Annotated in this window: 16 protein-coding genes; 11 read left to right on the forward strand and 5 right to left on the reverse strand. The window is 58.9% G+C overall.

Annotated elements, in window-relative coordinates; translation table 11 throughout:
• The first annotated feature begins 247 nt into the window (after nucleotides 1-247).
• Together CLV84_RS07925 and CLV84_RS07930 are read left to right on the forward strand one after the other, a co-directional pair.
• Nucleotides 248-1,282, forward strand: a complete 1,035-nt coding sequence (locus CLV84_RS07925) for a glycoside hydrolase family 43 protein (RefSeq protein WP_104419176.1) — start codon at nucleotides 248-250, stop codon at nucleotides 1,280-1,282.
• Between the two features lie 95 nt (nucleotides 1,283-1,377).
• A complete protein-coding gene (locus CLV84_RS07930) occupies nucleotides 1,378-2,409 on the forward strand; it encodes an FAD:protein FMN transferase (RefSeq protein ID WP_104419177.1) in 1,032 nt (343 codons plus the stop codon).
• A gap of 376 nt (nucleotides 2,410-2,785) precedes the next feature.
• On the opposite strand, the gene CLV84_RS07935 is transcribed toward CLV84_RS07930, so the two are convergent.
• Nucleotides 2,786-3,853, reverse strand: a complete 1,068-nt coding sequence (locus CLV84_RS07935; RefSeq protein ID WP_104419178.1) for a branched-chain amino acid aminotransferase — start codon at nucleotides 3,851-3,853, stop codon at nucleotides 2,786-2,788.
• A 109-nt stretch (nucleotides 3,854-3,962) separates the two neighbouring features.
• Here CLV84_RS07935 and CLV84_RS07940 point away from each other — a divergent pair, with 109 nt between their 5' ends.
• Entirely contained in the window at nucleotides 3,963-4,412 is a 450-nt protein-coding gene (locus CLV84_RS07940) for a hypothetical protein (protein ID WP_104419179.1), read from the forward strand.
• Nucleotides 4,413-4,446: 34 nt separating this feature from the next.
• Complete coding sequence (locus CLV84_RS07945) at nucleotides 4,447-4,851, forward strand: DoxX family protein (protein WP_104419180.1); 405 nt, start codon at nucleotides 4,447-4,449, stop codon at nucleotides 4,849-4,851.
• Between the two features lie 118 nt (nucleotides 4,852-4,969).
• Here the strand turns inward: CLV84_RS07945 and CLV84_RS07950 are convergent, their stop codons facing one another.
• Nucleotides 4,970-5,932: an ATP-grasp domain-containing protein gene (locus CLV84_RS07950; RefSeq protein ID WP_104419181.1), complete on the reverse strand. Its 963-nt coding sequence runs from the start codon at nucleotides 5,930-5,932 to the stop codon at nucleotides 4,970-4,972.
• Between the two features lie 157 nt (nucleotides 5,933-6,089).
• Here CLV84_RS07950 and CLV84_RS07955 point away from each other — a divergent pair, with 157 nt between their 5' ends.
• Entirely contained in the window at nucleotides 6,090-7,571 is a 1,482-nt protein-coding gene (locus tag CLV84_RS07955) for a T9SS type A sorting domain-containing protein (RefSeq protein WP_104419182.1), read from the forward strand.
• Nucleotides 7,572-7,591: 20 nt separating this feature from the next.
• On the opposite strand, the gene CLV84_RS22150 is transcribed toward CLV84_RS07955, so the two are convergent.
• On the reverse strand, nucleotides 7,592-8,080 hold the full coding sequence (locus CLV84_RS22150) for a Gmad2 immunoglobulin-like domain-containing protein (RefSeq protein WP_104419183.1): 489 nt from the start codon (nucleotides 8,078-8,080) through the stop codon (nucleotides 7,592-7,594).
• A 48-nt stretch (nucleotides 8,081-8,128) separates the two neighbouring features.
• Complete coding sequence (locus tag CLV84_RS07965) at nucleotides 8,129-10,582, reverse strand: TonB-dependent receptor domain-containing protein (protein WP_104419184.1); 2,454 nt, start codon at nucleotides 10,580-10,582, stop codon at nucleotides 8,129-8,131.
• Nucleotides 10,583-10,862: 280 nt separating this feature from the next.
• Between CLV84_RS07965 and CLV84_RS07970 the strand changes: the two genes are divergently transcribed.
• From CLV84_RS07970 to CLV84_RS07995, 6 genes are all read left to right on the forward strand, one after another.
• Nucleotides 10,863-11,390, forward strand: coding sequence for a hypothetical protein (locus CLV84_RS07970; RefSeq protein ID WP_104419185.1), 528 nt, complete (start codon nucleotides 10,863-10,865; stop codon nucleotides 11,388-11,390).
• A 28-nt stretch (nucleotides 11,391-11,418) separates the two neighbouring features.
• Complete coding sequence (locus tag CLV84_RS07975) at nucleotides 11,419-11,727, forward strand: hypothetical protein (protein WP_170067617.1); 309 nt, start codon at nucleotides 11,419-11,421, stop codon at nucleotides 11,725-11,727.
• Nucleotides 11,728-11,768: 41 nt separating this feature from the next.
• A complete protein-coding gene (gene rpsU, locus CLV84_RS07980; protein ID WP_104419187.1) occupies nucleotides 11,769-11,957 on the forward strand; it encodes a 30S ribosomal protein S21 in 189 nt (62 codons plus the stop codon).
• Nucleotides 11,958-12,070: 113 nt separating this feature from the next.
• Complete coding sequence (locus tag CLV84_RS07985) at nucleotides 12,071-13,636, forward strand: AAA family ATPase (RefSeq protein WP_104419188.1); 1,566 nt, start codon at nucleotides 12,071-12,073, stop codon at nucleotides 13,634-13,636.
• Nucleotides 13,637-13,717: 81 nt separating this feature from the next.
• The gene (locus CLV84_RS07990; RefSeq protein WP_104419189.1) at nucleotides 13,718-14,464 is read left to right on the forward strand and encodes a (Fe-S)-binding protein; all 747 of its coding nucleotides are present in this window, start codon (nucleotides 13,718-13,720) and stop codon (nucleotides 14,462-14,464) included.
• A 105-nt stretch (nucleotides 14,465-14,569) separates the two neighbouring features.
• Nucleotides 14,570-15,283, forward strand: coding sequence for a polyprenol monophosphomannose synthase (locus CLV84_RS07995; protein WP_104419190.1), 714 nt, complete (start codon nucleotides 14,570-14,572; stop codon nucleotides 15,281-15,283).
• A gap of 79 nt (nucleotides 15,284-15,362) precedes the next feature.
• Here CLV84_RS07995 and CLV84_RS08000 read toward each other — a convergent pair whose 3' ends face one another.
• Nucleotides 15,363-17,165, reverse strand: a complete 1,803-nt coding sequence (locus CLV84_RS08000; protein WP_104419191.1) for a DUF5060 domain-containing protein — start codon at nucleotides 17,163-17,165, stop codon at nucleotides 15,363-15,365.
• Nucleotides 17,166-17,203: the final 38 nt, after the last annotated feature.

Below are 17,203 nucleotides of genomic sequence, written 5' to 3' on the forward strand. Positions count from 1 at the left end.
AGCTGGTCTGCCGGCGGGTCGTCGCGATAAAGTATTTCCTCGGGCATTCGGCAGACGAGCTCCGTTGCACTCCGCTCGGCGGACGAATGCCGGTGGTGTAGGTGGTCTGCCGGCGGGTCTCTGAAAAAGCCCTTCCCCTGCATTCGGCAGACGAGCTCCGCTGCACTGCGCTCGGCGGACGAACGCCCTGCGCCCGGCGGATGAATGCGCCCGTACTATCTTTCCCGTAAACAACCACCGCTCTCCTATGCTACGCCCAGTTTGCTTTTTTGGCTTGATCTGTTTACTCGCCGGTTGCCGCTCCGCGGAGGGCGGGGGCGGGGAAGCCGTAGGTGATGCCCTATCCGGCAACCCGATCTTTCCCGGCTGGTACGCCGACCCCGAGGGGGTGGTCTTCGGCGACGAATACTGGATCTTTCCAACCTATTCCGCGGCCTACCGTGATCAGCTGCACCTCGACGCCTTCTCTTCACCGGATCTCGTGAACTGGACGAAGCACGAGCGCATCCTCGATACCACTATCGTGCCCTGGGTACGGCAGGCCATGTGGGCACCAGCCGCCATCGAGAAAGACGGACGCTATTACCTTTTCTTCGCGGGCAACGACGTGCAGCGGCCCAGCCGGCCGGGCTGGAACCCAGACAATGACATCGACCACTATGGCGGGATCGGCGTAGCGGTGTCCGATGCGCCCGGCGGGCCTTACACCGATCACATCGGCGGACCCCTGATCGATACCTTCTACCAGGACGCCCAACCCATCGATCAATTCGTATACCGCGATACGGACGGCACCCACTACATCTACTACGGTGGCTGGGGACACTGTAACATCGGCAAGTTGAACGATGATTTTACGGGCTTCATCCCTTGGGAAGACGGCGAGCTGTTTCACGAGATTACGCCGGAGAACTACGTTGAGGGGCCTTTTCTCTTCCTGCGCGACGGGACCTATTACCTGATGTGGTCGGAGGGCGGTTGGACGAATAGCACCTATAAAGTGGCCTACGGTATGGCGGACAGTCCGCTGGGGCCCTTCGACAGGGTGGGGACGATCCTGGAGGCCGATACCACCGTGGCGACCGGGGCCGGTCACAACAGCGCCATCCGGGTGCCCGGTACCGACGACTGGTACATGGTCTACCACCGGCGGCCGATACCGAACGAGGGCCGGGACCACCGGGTAACCTGCATCGACCGGATGTACTTTAATGAAGACGGCACGATACAGCCGGTCGAAATGACCTTCGAGGGGGTAGCGGCCCGGCCGTTGGGTGATTAGTCGATGGGTAGACCGGGGGTGGTCAGGGGGTATCCGAGGGGTATTAAACTTCCGGTCGGCACCGCGGTTGCTTACCCAATCACATTCCGTTTTCGATGAAACATGGCACCTGCGTCCTCGCCCTTCTGCTGCTTAGTTTAGGGAGTTGCAATAATACCGACCCGAACGAGTATCTGGCGGCCCACGGCCTGAGCGGAGAAGCGATGGGAAGCTATTACCGGATTACTTACCTCGGAGAAAGATTGGATGGGCTTGAGGCGAGCGTCGACAGCCTGCTGGATGCCTACAACCTGGAGCTCTCACCGTGGGTGGCGGAGAGCACGATCAGCCGCTTCAACGCGAGCCCGGCGGGGGTATCCCTGGACGGTACCCTGCACTTTGCGCCCAACCTGGACCTGGCCGGCGAGGTGGTGGACCGAACGGGCGGTGCCTACGATCCAACGGTGGCCCCGCTGGTCAACTACTGGGGCTTCGGCACGGGCGAGCACCGCACTACGAATCAGGTGGACACCGCGGAACTAAATGCCATTCGAGAGAACGTCGGCTTTGACTTGGTCACGCTTAGCGGCGACTCGCTAACCAAAGTGCGGCCGGGCGTGCAACTGGACCTGAACGCCAGTGCCAAGGGCTACGGCGTCGACCTAATCTCGAAACTGCTCATCGACCGCGGCCGGCCCAACCACCTCGTGGACATCGGCGGGGAAATGCGGGGCGGCGGCACCAAAAACGGACGCCCGTGGCGGGTAGCCATTCGCCTGCCGGAGGAAAACGTCGAGCAGGTAAGCGCGGCGGGTACCCTGCCCCTGGCCGAGGGCCGCGCGCTGGCCACCAGTGGCAACTACCTGAACTACTACGAGGTGGACGGGGAGACCTACAGCCATACCATCAATCCCAATACCGGTTACGTGGAGCGCAATGCCCTGCTGAGCGCGAGCGTGCTGGCCCCGGACTGCGCTACGGCGGACGCCTATGCCACGGCCTGCATGGTGCTCGGTCCGGAAGGGGCCATGCGCCTACTGGAGGGCATTGACGGGTTGGATGGCTACTTGCTGGTGCGGGCGGCGGACGGCGGTATGGAGGTGCGCGTTACGCCGGGACTGCGGGAGCAGCTGGAGGAAGAACAGTAATCTTTCCGGGCGTAGCTCGCCGAGCGCCAACCGGGTTGGTCGCCCAACTCCGCGTATTCGGTGAGGGCGGGGACGAGCCCGCTGCTGGCGTTGTTGAAGAAAACCAGGCCACGGTTCTCCGCCGGCAGGATGGTGAAGTAGGCCCGGAAGCCGTTGTTGTGCCCCCAATGCCAGTACTGGTAGCCCCGCGCGGTGCGCTGGTAACCGAGGCCGGGGACCCAGGCGAGGGGTGGGTGGATTGCACGGTTTTTTACTTCGCGGTCGGAGACCGCATTGTACTACCGCGGTCGGAGACCGCATCTTACTTCGCGGTCGGAGACCGCATCCTGCTGTCGCGGTCGGAGACCGCTTTGTACTGGCGCGGCCAGAGGCCGCATTATACTTTGACCAGCCAGTCGTGGGTATCCTCTACCTTTCCCACGCGCAGGCCGTCGATGTGGCGCTTGAGCATCGGTCCGATCTTGCGATCTTCGACGGGGGGCAGGGTCATGAGCTTGTCTTTGTATTGGAGCTCGGAGACGTGGCTCACTACCGCGGCGGTTCCGGCGCCGAACATTTCTTCCAGCTTTCCGGCGTCGGCGGCGGCGACGATCTCGTCGATGGTGATCTTCCGTTCGGTGACCTTGATGTTTTTGTCCTTCAGGATCTGGATGAACATCTTGCGGGTGATGCCGCGGAGGATAGCGCCGTCCGTTGCCGGGGTGATGACTTCACCGTCGATGACGAAAAAGATATTCATCGTGCCGACTTCGTGAATCTCGTTCTTATCCGGGCCGCCCATCCAGACGACCTGGTCGAAGCCCTTTTGGTTGGCCAGGTGAGCGGGTAGGAGACTACCAGCGTAGTTGCCCGCGGCCTTGGCTTCACCCGTTCCGCCGGGGACGGCGCGGACGTATTCCTGCTCGACCAACAGCCGTACGGGCTTGGCGTAGTAGGGGCCCACCGGGGCGGTGAAGATGCAGAAGCGGTAGGTTTCGCTGGGCCGTACGCCGATGAACTCGTCGGTAGCGTACATGTAGGGGCGGAGGTAAAGGGCACTGCCCTCCTGGGGGGGAATCCAGCCCTTCTCCAGGTCGACGAGCCGGCTGACGGCTTCCACGAAACGGTCTTCGGGATACTCGGCCATCATGAGGCGGCGGGCACTGGCGTTGAGGCGCTTGGCGTGTTCGTCGGGGCGCAGGAGCATGGGGGTGCCGTCTTCGTGGACGCTGGCCTTCATGCCTTCGAAGATGGCCTGTCCGTAGTGGAGAACCATGCTGGCCGGGTGCATCGTGAAGTGACCGAAGGGCACGATGCGATCGTCGGTCCATTCGCCATTGCGGTAGTCACTGACGAACATGTGATCGCTGAAGATCTTGCCGAAGGGCAGGTTGGTGAAGTCGACTTCGTCGAGGCGGGACTGCTGAACGCGCTCGACGCGAATGGTGCTGGTGGCCGTGGTCATCGGGGTACGAATTTGGTGTAAAGGTAGGGAAGGGAAAGGTACGATCTACTTTTCTGTTCCGTTGCGCGCGCATGGCAAAAACCAGTTGCCAGCCCGTATCTTCACGCCCATGCTTCCTTTCCAACTGATCGGACAGCCGGAATACGGCGACGCCCTTCAACTGCTGGGCCCCGGCCGTGACCTTGAATTGCTCGTGCTGTACCACGGCGAACTCACCCGCCGTGCCTTTCTCGGGCGCATTCTCGCAGCGGCGGGCTACCAAGAACCGGGAAAGGAGCTGCACCTCCTCGAGTGGCCGGCTTCCGATGACCTCGACCTGGCGGGCCTGATACGGCGAACCGGAGCAACGAAGATCATTCTTTTTGGATACATTCCTCGCCGCCTGGGCCTGCATTTCGAGGTGGCCAATTACGTTCCTATCACCGTTGCCGGCATCACCTACCTCTTCGCCGACAGCCTCGAGTTCATCGAGCAAACCAAGGATTCGGGTGACAACCGTGCTGCCGGTTCGTTATGGGGAGCTATGAAAACCTCATTTTTGCGGCAGCCCCTTTCGTAAGCTTACATCGTAAATCACCTATTGTAACGTCCATATGAATAAAGGAAACATTGATATCGCCCTGTTTATCCTCCGCGTCTGGTTCGGCCTGGAAATGGCCTTCGCCCACGGTTGGGGTAAGATGCTCAAAGTCATCAACGGCAATTTTGAATTCGGCGATCCCATCGGTGTAGGTCCCACCCTTAGCCTCATTCTGGCGGCGGGAGCGGAGTTTATCGGGGGCATTCTCATTGCGCTGGGGCTATTCACCCGCCTGGCGACGATTCCGTACATCATTACGATGTTGGTAGCTGCTTTGCTCGTCCACTACGCCGCCGGTGATCCCTGGGGCCGCATCGCCAATCCGCTGAACTACGCCGTGGTGGCTACGGCCATCCTGATTGCCGGCCCCGGGCGCTTGTCTTTGGACCATAAATTGTTTGTGGATAAGGTTAGATAGCCTTCCCTGCGGTCGCGTAGGAGAAGTCCTTTTTAGGCTTTGCCAATCATCATTACTACGTGGATAACCCTTCTGCCGCGAGCGTTAGCGAGCCCCTACCACGAGCAAACCGAGTTCGCTACCTACCAAAAGCATAGCTCCCATCCACCGCCTTGCGGATATAATCGCCCCAGGTGAGGTTGTCCCGGCCGGGTTCTTGTTGTTGGGCGCGTTCGATGGCATAGTTGGCGGAGGTCTCGATGACCCATTCGAAGTTCTCCTCGCCGACGCTGAATTTGTCCGCATCGGGGGCGGGATTGCAGAAGTCGATGGCGTAGGGGATCCCGTCGCGCACGGCGAATTCCACGGTATTGAAGTCGTAGCCCAGCCAGTTATTGAGCTTCAGGACGTAATCGTGGATGGTATTCAGCAGTTCCTGGCTCACGTCGTGGTGCACTTTGTAGCGATTCAGGAACTCGTTGCGGGGCTCGTAGTGCATGATCTTCACGTGCTTTCGCCCGATACAGTAGCAGCGGAAGTAACTGGTGAAATCGATCGCCTCCTGGAGCATCATGACCAGCTGCCCGGTTTCCTGGTGGGCCTTCCAGAGCTGGTCCGGGTTGTCGAGTTTGTAGACGCTCTTCCAGCCACCACCGGCGTGAGGTTTCATGAATGCGGGCCAACCGATATAATTGAAGATGCTCTGCCAGTCGAGGGGGTAGCCCATGTTCGTGAAGCTCTCGTCGCTCGTGTCGTCCGGCAGGTCGTTGCTGGGCAGCAAAACGGTTTTGGGCACGGGCACCCCCGCCGGACCTACGGCCAGTACGTTGTTGAAAAACTTCTCGTCGGCGCTCCACCAGAACGGATTGTTGATGACGGCCGTGCCCGTGGCGGCGGCGTTCTTCAGCATGGCCCGGTAGAAAGGAACGTCCTGGCTGATCCGGTCGATGATGACGGCGTATCCCGGATTCAGGCCCTGCCCTACCTTGTCGATCCTGACCGGCTCGGCACGGATGCCGTCCACGTTCTTGTCGTTAATACGCTGGATCACGGCGGGTGGGAAGGAGCGTTCGCGTCCATAAAGGATACCGATCTTTTTCATAGGGCAAGCATAATTTATGCTGGCATAAAGCGCGGCCGCGGCAAATGTTTACGGCGCCGGAGCGCGGGTGCCAGGCCAATTAACTACCGATAGGCTGACGCCCGGTATTTATCCGTCCCGAGAACTGCTATCTTTCCTCCACCTAATCACTTGCTTTATGCGGCTATCCGGCCTGGCCTTTTGTGCCCTCCTTACCTGTTGCCTGTCGGCACAATCGGAATATCGTTTTTTTCAGCCCGGAGAGCAGTATTTATACCTCGACGAAAGCTTCACCTTCCCGCAGCAACTGCACCGGACCCAATTTTACGGTATTCGGGTCGATAGCCTCGGGTGCGAGGAATTATACGCTTCGCTTTCGCCAAGCGAACGCGATCCCCGGAATTGTATTCGACGCTTGCCTTCTCCGTTCGGTTACGCCGTCTGCCAATCCGCGGATAGCACCGTATTCGATTTTCGGGAATTGGGACGCATGGTGATCCATCAACGGGCGCTTCCGGATAGTAGTTGGGTAGCGCTGGAAAACGATGACCGTACGGTGCGGGCTACCGTCGTGAGCGTGGTGCAGCGCCAGGCCCTCGGTTCCACGGATTCCCTCAAGGTCATCGCCCTGGTCGACGCTTCGGGGGATACCCTTTCCCGTATGGTGCTCAGCCGACAGTATGGATTGGTGGAATCCCCCTTTCTCTACGACGTTGCGGGTAATTCACCGCGGTTGTCTTTGGTCGGGACCACCCAGGAGCAATTGGGACTGCAACTTCCCACCACCAGTGCATACGGGTCCGTAACGGTGGGGAACACCTACCATATCGAGTCCATCAAGCCGCAACCCAACCCCGGTCCGAACGATTTTGATCGATACGATCTGCACCAACAAGAAACCCATACGGTACTTTCGGTCGACTCGATCGTTGACGGGATAACGTACTTCACGACGTCGGGCGACTTCCTGCGCTTTGTCGCCCGGACGGATGGTTCGGAGCCTTCCCGAGATTCCGTATTGGTTCGCGATACGGTCCGGCAGCTGATGTATAGCTATCCCCGGGAGCTGGTCGACCTGCAACCCGGAGCAAGAACCCTTATCGATACGGTGGATGGTCAAGCCATGTATCGGGTCCGTTCCCTTTTTCTCGGCCCCTGTGGGCTGCTTAGTACCCGCTTGACGTACGAGGCATATTTTCCCGAAGGAGATTCGTTATGCGGCTCCAATAGTGTGAACCTGGACGGGGGAGAGCCCGGAATCGTGTATACCCCCGGAATCCCGTTCCGCATCGATACCCTGACGTACAACGTGTCGCCGGTCTTTCGACATTTCCGCTACATGAATACCACGCTGCTCGAATGCGGTACGGCCTACGATTTTACCGATGTTACGGTCCCTACCCACAACTTGTATATCCCACTCGTCGATCTGAAACTGTACCCCAATCCGGCGAGCGAGGGTTTCACGGTAGAAATGCCCGGGGCCGGTGGTTCGTACGAGCTCCGGCTTTACACCCTTTCCGGAGCAACCGTAGGCTCCTATTCCGTAAAGACGGGTAAAACGTACGTACCCCTGCCCCGATTGACGGCTGGCGTGTACACGGCGGTGATCGTCGGGCACGACGGACCGGTAGCACGAGGGCGGGTAGTTATTCTTTGAGCGCCAGTAGATACGGCACTTTACCGCGGCTGAAATCTTACGGGAAGCCGGTAGCTGCGGGCATTTTCCGGCAAGCCCGAAGGATTGGCCCGCTCGAAAACCAGGTACCCGGTTTCGGATTTGGGCGGAGCAAACTCCAGGCTTCCGGTGAAGGGAACCCAGTCCTCCGTCATCCAGTCGGATCCGGCTTGCGCCCGCCCACTCCCCAGTGTAGTCCCGTCTTGGTCCTCCATACGAACGGGGAAATCGGCTTCGAAATAATAGTAGCCCCGTGCCATCCCCCCAAACCGAAGCGGGGAAGTCACAACCTGGTGGGGTGACGGTTCCTCCACACGGATGAGTGAATCGATCGAACGACTGTCGGTAGAGTCGGGTGATGAATCCACCGCGGAGCTCTGACGAATGAGGGGATCCTGCTGGGTAGCTTCGGGCGGGGGCGGTCCGCAAGTGACGGTCCCAATTACGATAGCGGCGGTAAAGGACAGCGAATAAATCCCTACGTATCGCATCGGATGAGGCTGTAGCGGATCATCGGGGTTGGGGAATGGCAAGCCTTACTAGAAGTCACCGTCTGCACCGTCGCCGCCACCGCGCTGGCCGCCATCCCGGCGATTCTCACGGCCGAGGTTGTTGAGGCTGTACTGGAAACCGATGTAGGCGATGCGGCTTTCCCGCTGGAACTCGCTGGTGGTGGTGATGCCGCCGGTCTCCGTGACGAAGCGGTACTGCCGCTGGTTAAAGACATCCGATACCCGAAAGGTGAGGGCCCCGCGGTCGTTCAGGATCTCCTTCCGGAAGCCGACGTCTAGGCTCTGGATCGCTTCGATGCGGCCCTGGGGACGTACACCGGGGCTGCGGTAGAAGTAGGTGAACTGCGTCTGGATGCCCCAGGGAAGTTCGTAGCTGCCCTGTACGTTTCCGCTGAACAGATAGCCGTTTTGGTCGATGTTTTCGTCCTGGTTGTTGCCGATGATCTCGCTGCGGTAGCCGTTGGCGCTGAAGGTCAGGTCCAGTTTTTCCGTCGGGCGGTAAGTGCTGATGATCTCGATGCCGTAGTCGCGCCCCCGGTCGAGGTTGTCGCGGGTGCTCAGGCTAATTCCCCCCGGTTGGATGCGGGTGATCTGACTGATGATGTCGTTGAGTTGCCGGTAATAGACGCCGGCGGTAATGGTACTCGCACCGAATTGTTGCTGGACGTTCAGTTCGAAACTGTTGATCAGCTCGGGAAGCAGGAAAGGGTTGCCGGCCCGCAGGTTGAAGGGATCGCCGCGGTCGACGAAGGGGTTGAGGGCCCAGGCGCGCGGCCGCTCGATGCGCCGGCTGTAGCTCGCCTGTAGGGTGGTTTGTTCGGTGAAGGCGTAGCCGGCGTAGATGCTGGGGTAGACCTTGAAGTAATTGTTCTCGAAGGTTTCGGGATTGGGTTCCAGGAGCCGGCTGGTCGTATAGGCTTGCTCGGCCCGGAGTCCGGCGTTGAAGGTGATCTTATCGATTTTACCGCCGAAGGTGGCGTAAATGGCGTGGACGTCTTCCTCGTAGGCGAAGAGGTTGCTGAGGCTGTCTACTTTCTGAAAGTCACCGGCCGTGAAAGTCTGGAATTCGGCATCCTCCTCCAGGCGTTCGAAGGTGGAGCGCCAGCCGGTAGTCAGTTTGAACTCTCCGAAGGTCTGTTCGTAATCCAGTTGGGCGAGCACCCGGTCCCTTCCTTCCAGCGTAGGGGAGCGCTGCCGCTCCGTTCCGATCTCCGTGTTGAAGGCGTCGACGATGATCTCGTCGTAATTCTCGATTTCGTTCTCGTCGTTGTTGCTGTACTGCAACTGTCCGCTCAGGCGGCGGCCCTCCTTGGCGAAGCTAGTGTTGTAATTCAGCTGAATCTCGTAGTCGGTTTCCTCGTTGGGTTCGGTTTCGTTCCGCGTACTGGTTCGGTCGAGGCCGCCTTCGCTGTTGAAGAAGTCCGTGGTACGCAAGTTGCTGTTGTCGCCCCATTCCAACTGGTAGTTGGCCTGCACGCCGATTACCCCGCGTTCACCGATACCGTATTCGGTACCCAGCTTCATCATCGTCGACTTCCGTACCCGGTCGCCGTCGAAGTTGAAGCGGCGGCTGAAAAGGGAGTCACCAAGCGTACCGTCCTGGTCGCGGAAACCCTGGAAATAGCGTTCGTCGTAGCGACCACTAATACCGGCGAATGAGTTGAATTTTCCCTTGCGCCAGTTTAGGTCCAGGTTGCCATCGAATTTGTTATTCGTCCCCACGTTGAGGTTGGTAGACAGGTTGAATCCATCGTCTTCCTTCTTCTTCAGGATAATGTTGATGATGCCCGCAGTACCCTCCGGATCGTAGGCCGCTCCCGGGTTGGTGATCACCTCTACTCTTTCGATACTGGACGCACTCAGCGATTGTAGGTAGGTAGCTGGATCGGAACCAACGATACCGCTCGGTTTGCCGTTGATGAGGAAGCGCACGCCACCACTGCCTCGCAGGCTGACGTTCCCCTCGAGGTCTACCGTAATGCTGGGAATTTGACGGAGGAGGTCCGCCGCGGATCCGCCGGCCGCTGCTACGCTTTTTTCCACGTTAAAGGACTTGCGGTCTAAGCCGAGCTCCATAATGGGCCGCTCGGCGGTTACGACTACCTCGTCCAGATCCGTAGCACCACCCGCGCCCAGATTAATTTGACCCACTTCTAAAAAACGTTCGGAATTGTTAAGCTCCAGCATCATTTCTTCATCCTCATAGCCGATAAAGCTTACTTCCAGCCGGTAATCGCCGTAAGGAAGGTCGGTCAGGGTAAAATTGCCGTCGATATCACTGGTGGTGCCGCTCACCATCTCCCCGTTTTGAACATTATAAACGGCAATATTCGCGAAGCCGACGGGCTGATCGTTGCCCGAATCCAGGAGCTTGCCGCCCACCCCCCCGGTATTGGGAGCTAACTCGGGGCGGGGGCTTTCATTTTGGGCGTAAACGCAGGAGCAAAGAAATAAAAGGAGGGTAAAAAATGTCGACTTCATGGGGTGCGGGGTATATTCACTTACTCCAACGTAGGTAGCTAGCATCCGTTCAGGAAAAGGATAGACCCCCCGCCCGCGATCGTCGAAAGAATCGCCCTAAGTATAGATTAGGGTGGTTTCGCGATCAACAAACGACCCGCGTGGGGCATACATCGGCAGTTCCGGAAAGCGGATTCCGGGCCGATGCGCACCCGGATACCAGCCGCCTGGACCTGCCCGGTACCCACTGCTGAAGCACCCGGCTGCGAACTCCCTCCCCGCGCCGGGGTTACGTATCCGTATGGCAATTACCGATTCTTCCACGCTGAATGCGCTATTCACCCAGCCGGCCGCCGCACTTACGGGGACCGACCTGCAAATACACCTTCCGCTGACGCGCGTCCTGCTCAATGAAATCCTCGCGGCCCGACCCGCCAACACCCCGATACGCGAATTGCTGATTGATCCGAATGACCGCAATCGGTTCCGGGTTCACCTCACCGCCGAAGCGCCCATCGTAGGCACGGTCTCGCGGCAGATTCGCTTGGCACCCGGTATGCCGGTCAGCTTTCCGGATCAGCCGTGGTTGGAGTTCCGCATCGAGGAAGGATTGGGATTTTTCGACCGCTCACTCATCAGTGTTTTACAGGGGCAGATCGAAAAGCGATTGCCCCGCGGAATCGAGCTAACCAGCAAGAATCTGCGGATCCACGTACCAGCCCTCCTCGCCTACCTCGGGTACCAACAGCTAGCGCCCCTCATCGAGAGCCTGGAAATAAAAAGCGAAGCCAGCCGCCTCCTCGTAAACCTTCATCTAAAAGCCGAATAAGCCTATGCATCCCGTATTGCAACATCTCATGGACACTAACTTTGCCGATCTCTCCGGTAGCCGGGTGGACGGTCGCATTGCCGTTACCGACGATCTCGTCAACCTCGGGCTGCACGAATTGGTAGCCGCTTTGACAAAGGCCTCTCCCGCTGCGAAGGCTGATGCACCTGCGAACGCGCCCGAAAACACCCCGACCCCCTACGCTTCCGACCCCGCACCTAAGTCCGCAACTCCCGACCCAAAAGCATTGTTACGTAAGCTACAGGTCGAAAAGTTACAATACCGCACGGAAAGCGGCCGCACGATCCTCGAGATCGCTTGCGCGGTAGAAAAATAATTTGTATCTTTGCGCTCCAATTCTAAAAACAGTGACGCTGAATGCTAATAATTAATGTACGTGAGGGCGAAAATATCGATCGCGCCCTGAAGCGCTATAAGCGCAAATCTATCAATACCCGCGTGATCCGCGAACTCCGCAACCGTCGTGAGTTTACCAAGCCCAGCGTGAAGCGTCGGAAAGAGAAGTTGAAGGCGGAGTACCGTCTAGAGAAATACGGCGAGAAGTAATCGCCAGCCCGTAAGGGGAAACCCCCTTCAGGACGTGAACGGCCGTCGGAGCAGCAGCTCCGGGGGCCGTTCGTGGTTTGCAAACCATCTACCGGTACCTTCGTTACCTCCCCATGACCGCCAACCCACCAAGCAACTTACGCCAACGAACGGAGCAGCTCCTGCGCGCACTCACGGATGGCCTTTACGAACGGGACCGGGCCATGGGCCTTTCGCTACTGACCGCGGTAGCCGGGGAGAGCATCTTCCTCCTCGGTCCGCCCGGTGTAGGGAAAAGCCTGATCGCCCGCCGGTTAAAGTACGCCTTTCGCGACGGGGTGAGTTTCGAGTACCTAATGTCGAAGTTTTCTACGCCGGACGAGGTGTTCGGACCGATATCGATCAAGAAGCTTCGCGACGAGGATAAATACGAGCGGCTCACCGACCGCTACCTGCCCGGTGCCAACATCGTATTCCTGGATGAAATATGGAAGGCCGGTCCCGCCATCCAGAATGCCCTGCTGACCATACTCAACGAGAAGATCTACCGCAATGGCGACCAGGATATGAAGGTCGACATCCGCGGGATCATCACGGCAAGTAACGAGCTTCCGCCCCGCAGCGCCAATTTGGCCCCAATCTGGGACCGCTTCCTGGTGCGTCTCGAGCTCGGTCGCATCAGCGAATACCAGAACTTCGTGAAGATGGTCGTCGATACCCGCGATGTCTACGAAGACAACATCCCGGATTCCACCAAACTTTCGGAAGCGGAACTGGATGAGTGGTCGGACCGCATCGATGGAATAGACGTACCGGCCGAGGTGCTGAATACGCTCCAGTTGCTCCTTTTCAAGGTCGAACGGTATAACGAGCAGCCCAACAACGCCCCACATCCCATTCTCATTTACGATCGCCGGTGGAAGAAAGCCGTACGGCTCCTGCGCGCCGCCGCCTTCCTGCACGGACGCACCGCCGTCAATCTGATGGACTGTTTCCTGCTCGAGCACTGTCTGTGGAATGCACCCGAGCAGCGGGAGATTATCCGGGAAATGATCGTCGATGCGGTGCGCAAGCACGGCTACAGCGTGGCGGTGAATCTTTCGGCGTTGAAAACGGAAGTGCGGGAATTCGAGGAAGACGTGCGGGAAGAAACGCGCATTCAGCACACCCGGGAGGAAGCGCAACTGCTTCCGGTGAAGGAAAGCTACTACGAGCTGGAGAAGGACCTGAGCCAGTTCCGGGGCGTACTGGTGTCCATCGATCAGTTCCGGGGGCTCAGCAACCAGGAATTTACCAGCGTGAATTTCTACGATGAGGACCTAAACCTGGTGAACCGAATCCGGGGTCGTAAGGGGCCGCGGGAGCATACGATCGAAGTCAATTTTAACGGTACCGACACGACCTTCCGCCTAAAGACCCAGCTCACGGAACGCCGCGAGGTAATCCGCAAACAACCCCACCGCCTCCTGCGCGAATTCTGGGACGAACGGACCGCCCAGCTCGAGAGCTACGTCAAAAAGCAGTTGGATGCCATCGAGGCGAACGGCCCTGACGAGCTCAGCGACATCGACGACCACCTGTTTGTCGACGGTGCATATGCCAAAGTGGTCCGGGCGAACCTCGATGAAGTGCGGGAAGCCCTGCAATCCCTTCTTTTACGCCTCGAGAAGATCCAGTTCGAATACGGGGCCGAAGTATAAGGCTGGCGGAGCGGACACGGCAGGATGGGGCGGTCGTCCGATCGCGGTACCTTTCCACCAAGCGCTATTCAAACTACGATCATGACCGTTGGCCTCTTCATTCCGTGTTACATCGACCAGTTTTACCCTAGGGCGGGCATTGCTACCTACCAGTTGTTGGAGCGACTGGGCTGTACGGTGGTATACCCCCGGGAGCAGACTTGCTGCGGACAGCCCCTGGCGAACAGCGGCATGGAACAGGAGGCGCGTCCGATCTACGCGCATTTCGTTGAAACCTTCGACCGCTTCGACTACATCGTTTGTCCGTCGGGTAGTTGCGTATACCACGTGAACCACCACTACGACGTATTGCCGGAATCGGAAGGGGTGACTTCCGTGCGGGAGCGGACCTTTGAGTTAGCCGATTTTTTGGTCAACGTGCTGGGCGTAAAGACACTGAATGCCTCCTTTAAGGGCAGGGTAGGTATCCATAATAGCTGTCATGGCCTCCGGGGACTGCGGCTCGGGGCGAGTTCGGAGCGGGTAGGGGCCGATTTTAGCTATTACCGGTACTTGCTGAGTATGGTGGAGGGGGTGGAACTGGTTCCGCTCGACCGGGTCGATGAATGCTGCGGCTTCGGCGGAACGTTCAGCGTCAACCAACCGGAGCTGTCCGCTAAGATGGGTAAAGACCGTATCGCGGATCATTTGCGCCACGATGCCGAGGTGATCACTAGCGGGGATATGTCCTGCCTGATGCACATGGAAGGGTTGATCCGAAGGGAAGGACTTCCACTACGGGTGATGCACGTAGCGGAGATACTGAATAGTAACGGTACGCGGGAATAGGGGAAGCCGTTACTGATCCCCTTTGCCAGATCAGGGGAGCGAAACCCGCTCATCGGCCGCCTATCGTGCTACTGTTCTATCTTTGCCCGCTTAATTTACCTCCCCTTGAGCGACAGCCTGGTCATTATACCCACCTACAACGAGCGCGAAAATATTTCCCGTATGGTGGAGGTGGTATTCGGCTTGTCGCAGCCGTTCCACCTGTTGATCGTCGATGACGGATCGCCGGACGGTACGGGTGACGTCGTGCGCGGGTTGCAACGACGGTTCCCCGATCGGCTGCACTTGCTGGAGCGGACGGGTAAACTCGGCTTAGGAACGGCCTACCTGGATGGTTTTCGCTGGGGATTGGCCCGCCCCGAGGGCTACCGGTACTTCTTCGAGATGGATGCCGATTTTAGTCATACCCCGGCGGATTTGATTCGGCTGCGTGCCGCCTGCCACGACGGGGACGCGGACGTGGCCGTCGGTAGCCGCTATACCCAGGGGGGGAGCGTGGAGAACTGGCCGATGGACCGCATCTTTCTTTCCTATGGAGCCAGCCTGTACACCCGAATCGTAACCGGGATGCCGGTAAAAGACCCCACGGCGGGATTTATGTGCTATTCCCGCCCGGTGCTGGAGGCGATGGACTTTTCTGAAATTCAGTGCATCGGATACGCTTTCCAGATCGAGATGAAATTCACCGCCCGGAAGCTCGGATTCAAGATCGTGGAAGTGCCCATCACCTTTACCGACCGGATCGCCGGTAACAGCAAGATGCATAAATCCATCATCAAGGAGGCGGTGCTGGGGGTGTTGCGGCTTCGCTGGCGGTAACGCTAGGGTAGTTTTTAGAGGGTCGTCGGTACCGCGCGTCGTCGGACGACTAGGCGTCCGACGAGAAGTCGCGCGACCACTATTCGCCCGCCCGAAGCCGTAACAGGGCCGCCCAATCGCCCTCGCCCGGAGGGACCAGCTCGACCAGGCCGTCGGCCGCGTCGACCCATTCTCCGGTGTCCAATAATCCGCCGCCCTCCCGGGGATTGAACCAACTGACGGCGTATTCTCCCGTGGTTTCGGATAAATCGAGGGTGGCCGGTCGGCCGAAGGGAAGGTAAACGAGGTAGACTTCACCCGTCTTGGCAAAGCACCAGTCGGTATCGCTGCGGGTAAGTTCGTTGCGGGGCTCCATTTCCCAGAAGGGGAGGTGATCCTCGAAGAAGCGCCGGGCGTGGGCCGACCAGCGGTAAGCGCGATCGCGGCTGCGCCAATCTTCCAGGTTCAGGTCGTTGTGCGGGCTACGGGCACCGAAGTACCATTCCACCCCGGCACCACCGGCCATGAGGTTTCCCCACAGCGTCAGGGCGCGTAGGCTATCCTGATTATTCGACGGGGCGGCGGCGTCGGGATCGATACCGCGGTGCCAGGGGCCAACCTCGTCGAGGGTCATGATCCACGGGGCACCCGCTTCGGCGGAGCGCTGGATCCACCGCTGGGTGACCGCGTTGGCGGAATAGGGATCGCCCAGCTGTAGTGACAGTCCGCCGAGTCGCTCCGTTCCCAATAGAGGTTCGTAAATCTTACTGAAGGCTTCTTCGCCGGGGTGGGTATGCAGCACCACGTAATTGCCGTAGGGGTCGTGAACGGCAAACCAATCGATCACTTGACGCTGCTGGTCGGTGGATTGCCAGGAATCCGACCAGTCGTTGGGTCCGTTTTCCTCGCCCAGGTTCCAGGTTACCGCGCGGTGGTGACCGAAACGGGCAACGAGTTCGCGAAAGTAAAGCTGCCGTTGCGGGCCGGTATCGCCGCCGTCCAGCAGGGTTTCGTTTTCCGTTTCATTCAGGACGAAGTGCAGCATCATCCCGAGGCTGTCGGCGTGGTCGAATACCCGTTCCCACTGGGCCAGCTTGCTTACGTCGAAGCGGTAGCGCTCCTCGTGGTTGGTGTAGGGCCAAACGTCCTTCCCATCGCCGTTGATGTTGAGCGTCAGGAAGTAGATGCTATTGACGCCGGCTTCGTGGAGGTAATTGATGCCGCCCAGTATCCCCTTTCCCAGGCCGTCTTTCCAGGTAGGATCTCCCCGCCGCGCATCTCCCTCGTGAGCGGAGAAAGTATGTAACCCCTCCGTGCTGCTTTCACCCTCCCGAAATTCGTTACTATGACGGTACGTGGCGTCGAAGTCCTGGTACCCGAGCAAATTTTCCGGACTATCCACTCCGGTTTTGATGAAGTAATCACCGGATTCCGCCCAGCGCAGGTAACGGGGGTGGTCGCGGATCAGCTTCCCGCGTTCCCCGGCAGCCGCAGGCCCCACCAGGAAAGCACCTTCGTAGCGCTCCACCACCTTTCCCGCCTCGGGATCCGGGTTCATATAGATGCTGTCTCCCCGCACCAGGGTAGCCGTATACGTCCATTCTCCCTCGCGTTCCGGTCGGTAGCGCACTTGCCAGAGGTTGCCGGAGTCGGCACCGCTGTCGGCCGACCCCGTGGCCACGGCGTAGAAGCCCGGTACCGTAACTTGAAAATCGCCCTCCCTAAAAGTTACATCGAGGCGGTAGTTTACGAAAGGGTTATCGGCGGCGTCCTCGGAGGTTTCCGGCCCCGGAAAGTCCAGCGTCACCTTATCCCATTTGTCAACGTCGGGGTGGGTATAGGTAAGGGTACTACGGCAGTAGGTCAGCAGAACGGTAAATAAAAGCAGGGATACGATGCGCATGGTCGGCGGTCCGGGTGGGTACGTGGCGACCAAGGTAG

Origin of the sequence: Neolewinella xylanilytica (assembly GCF_002934605.1) — a bacterium.
Taxonomy (GTDB): domain Bacteria; phylum Bacteroidota; class Bacteroidia; order Chitinophagales; family Saprospiraceae; genus Neolewinella; species Neolewinella xylanilytica.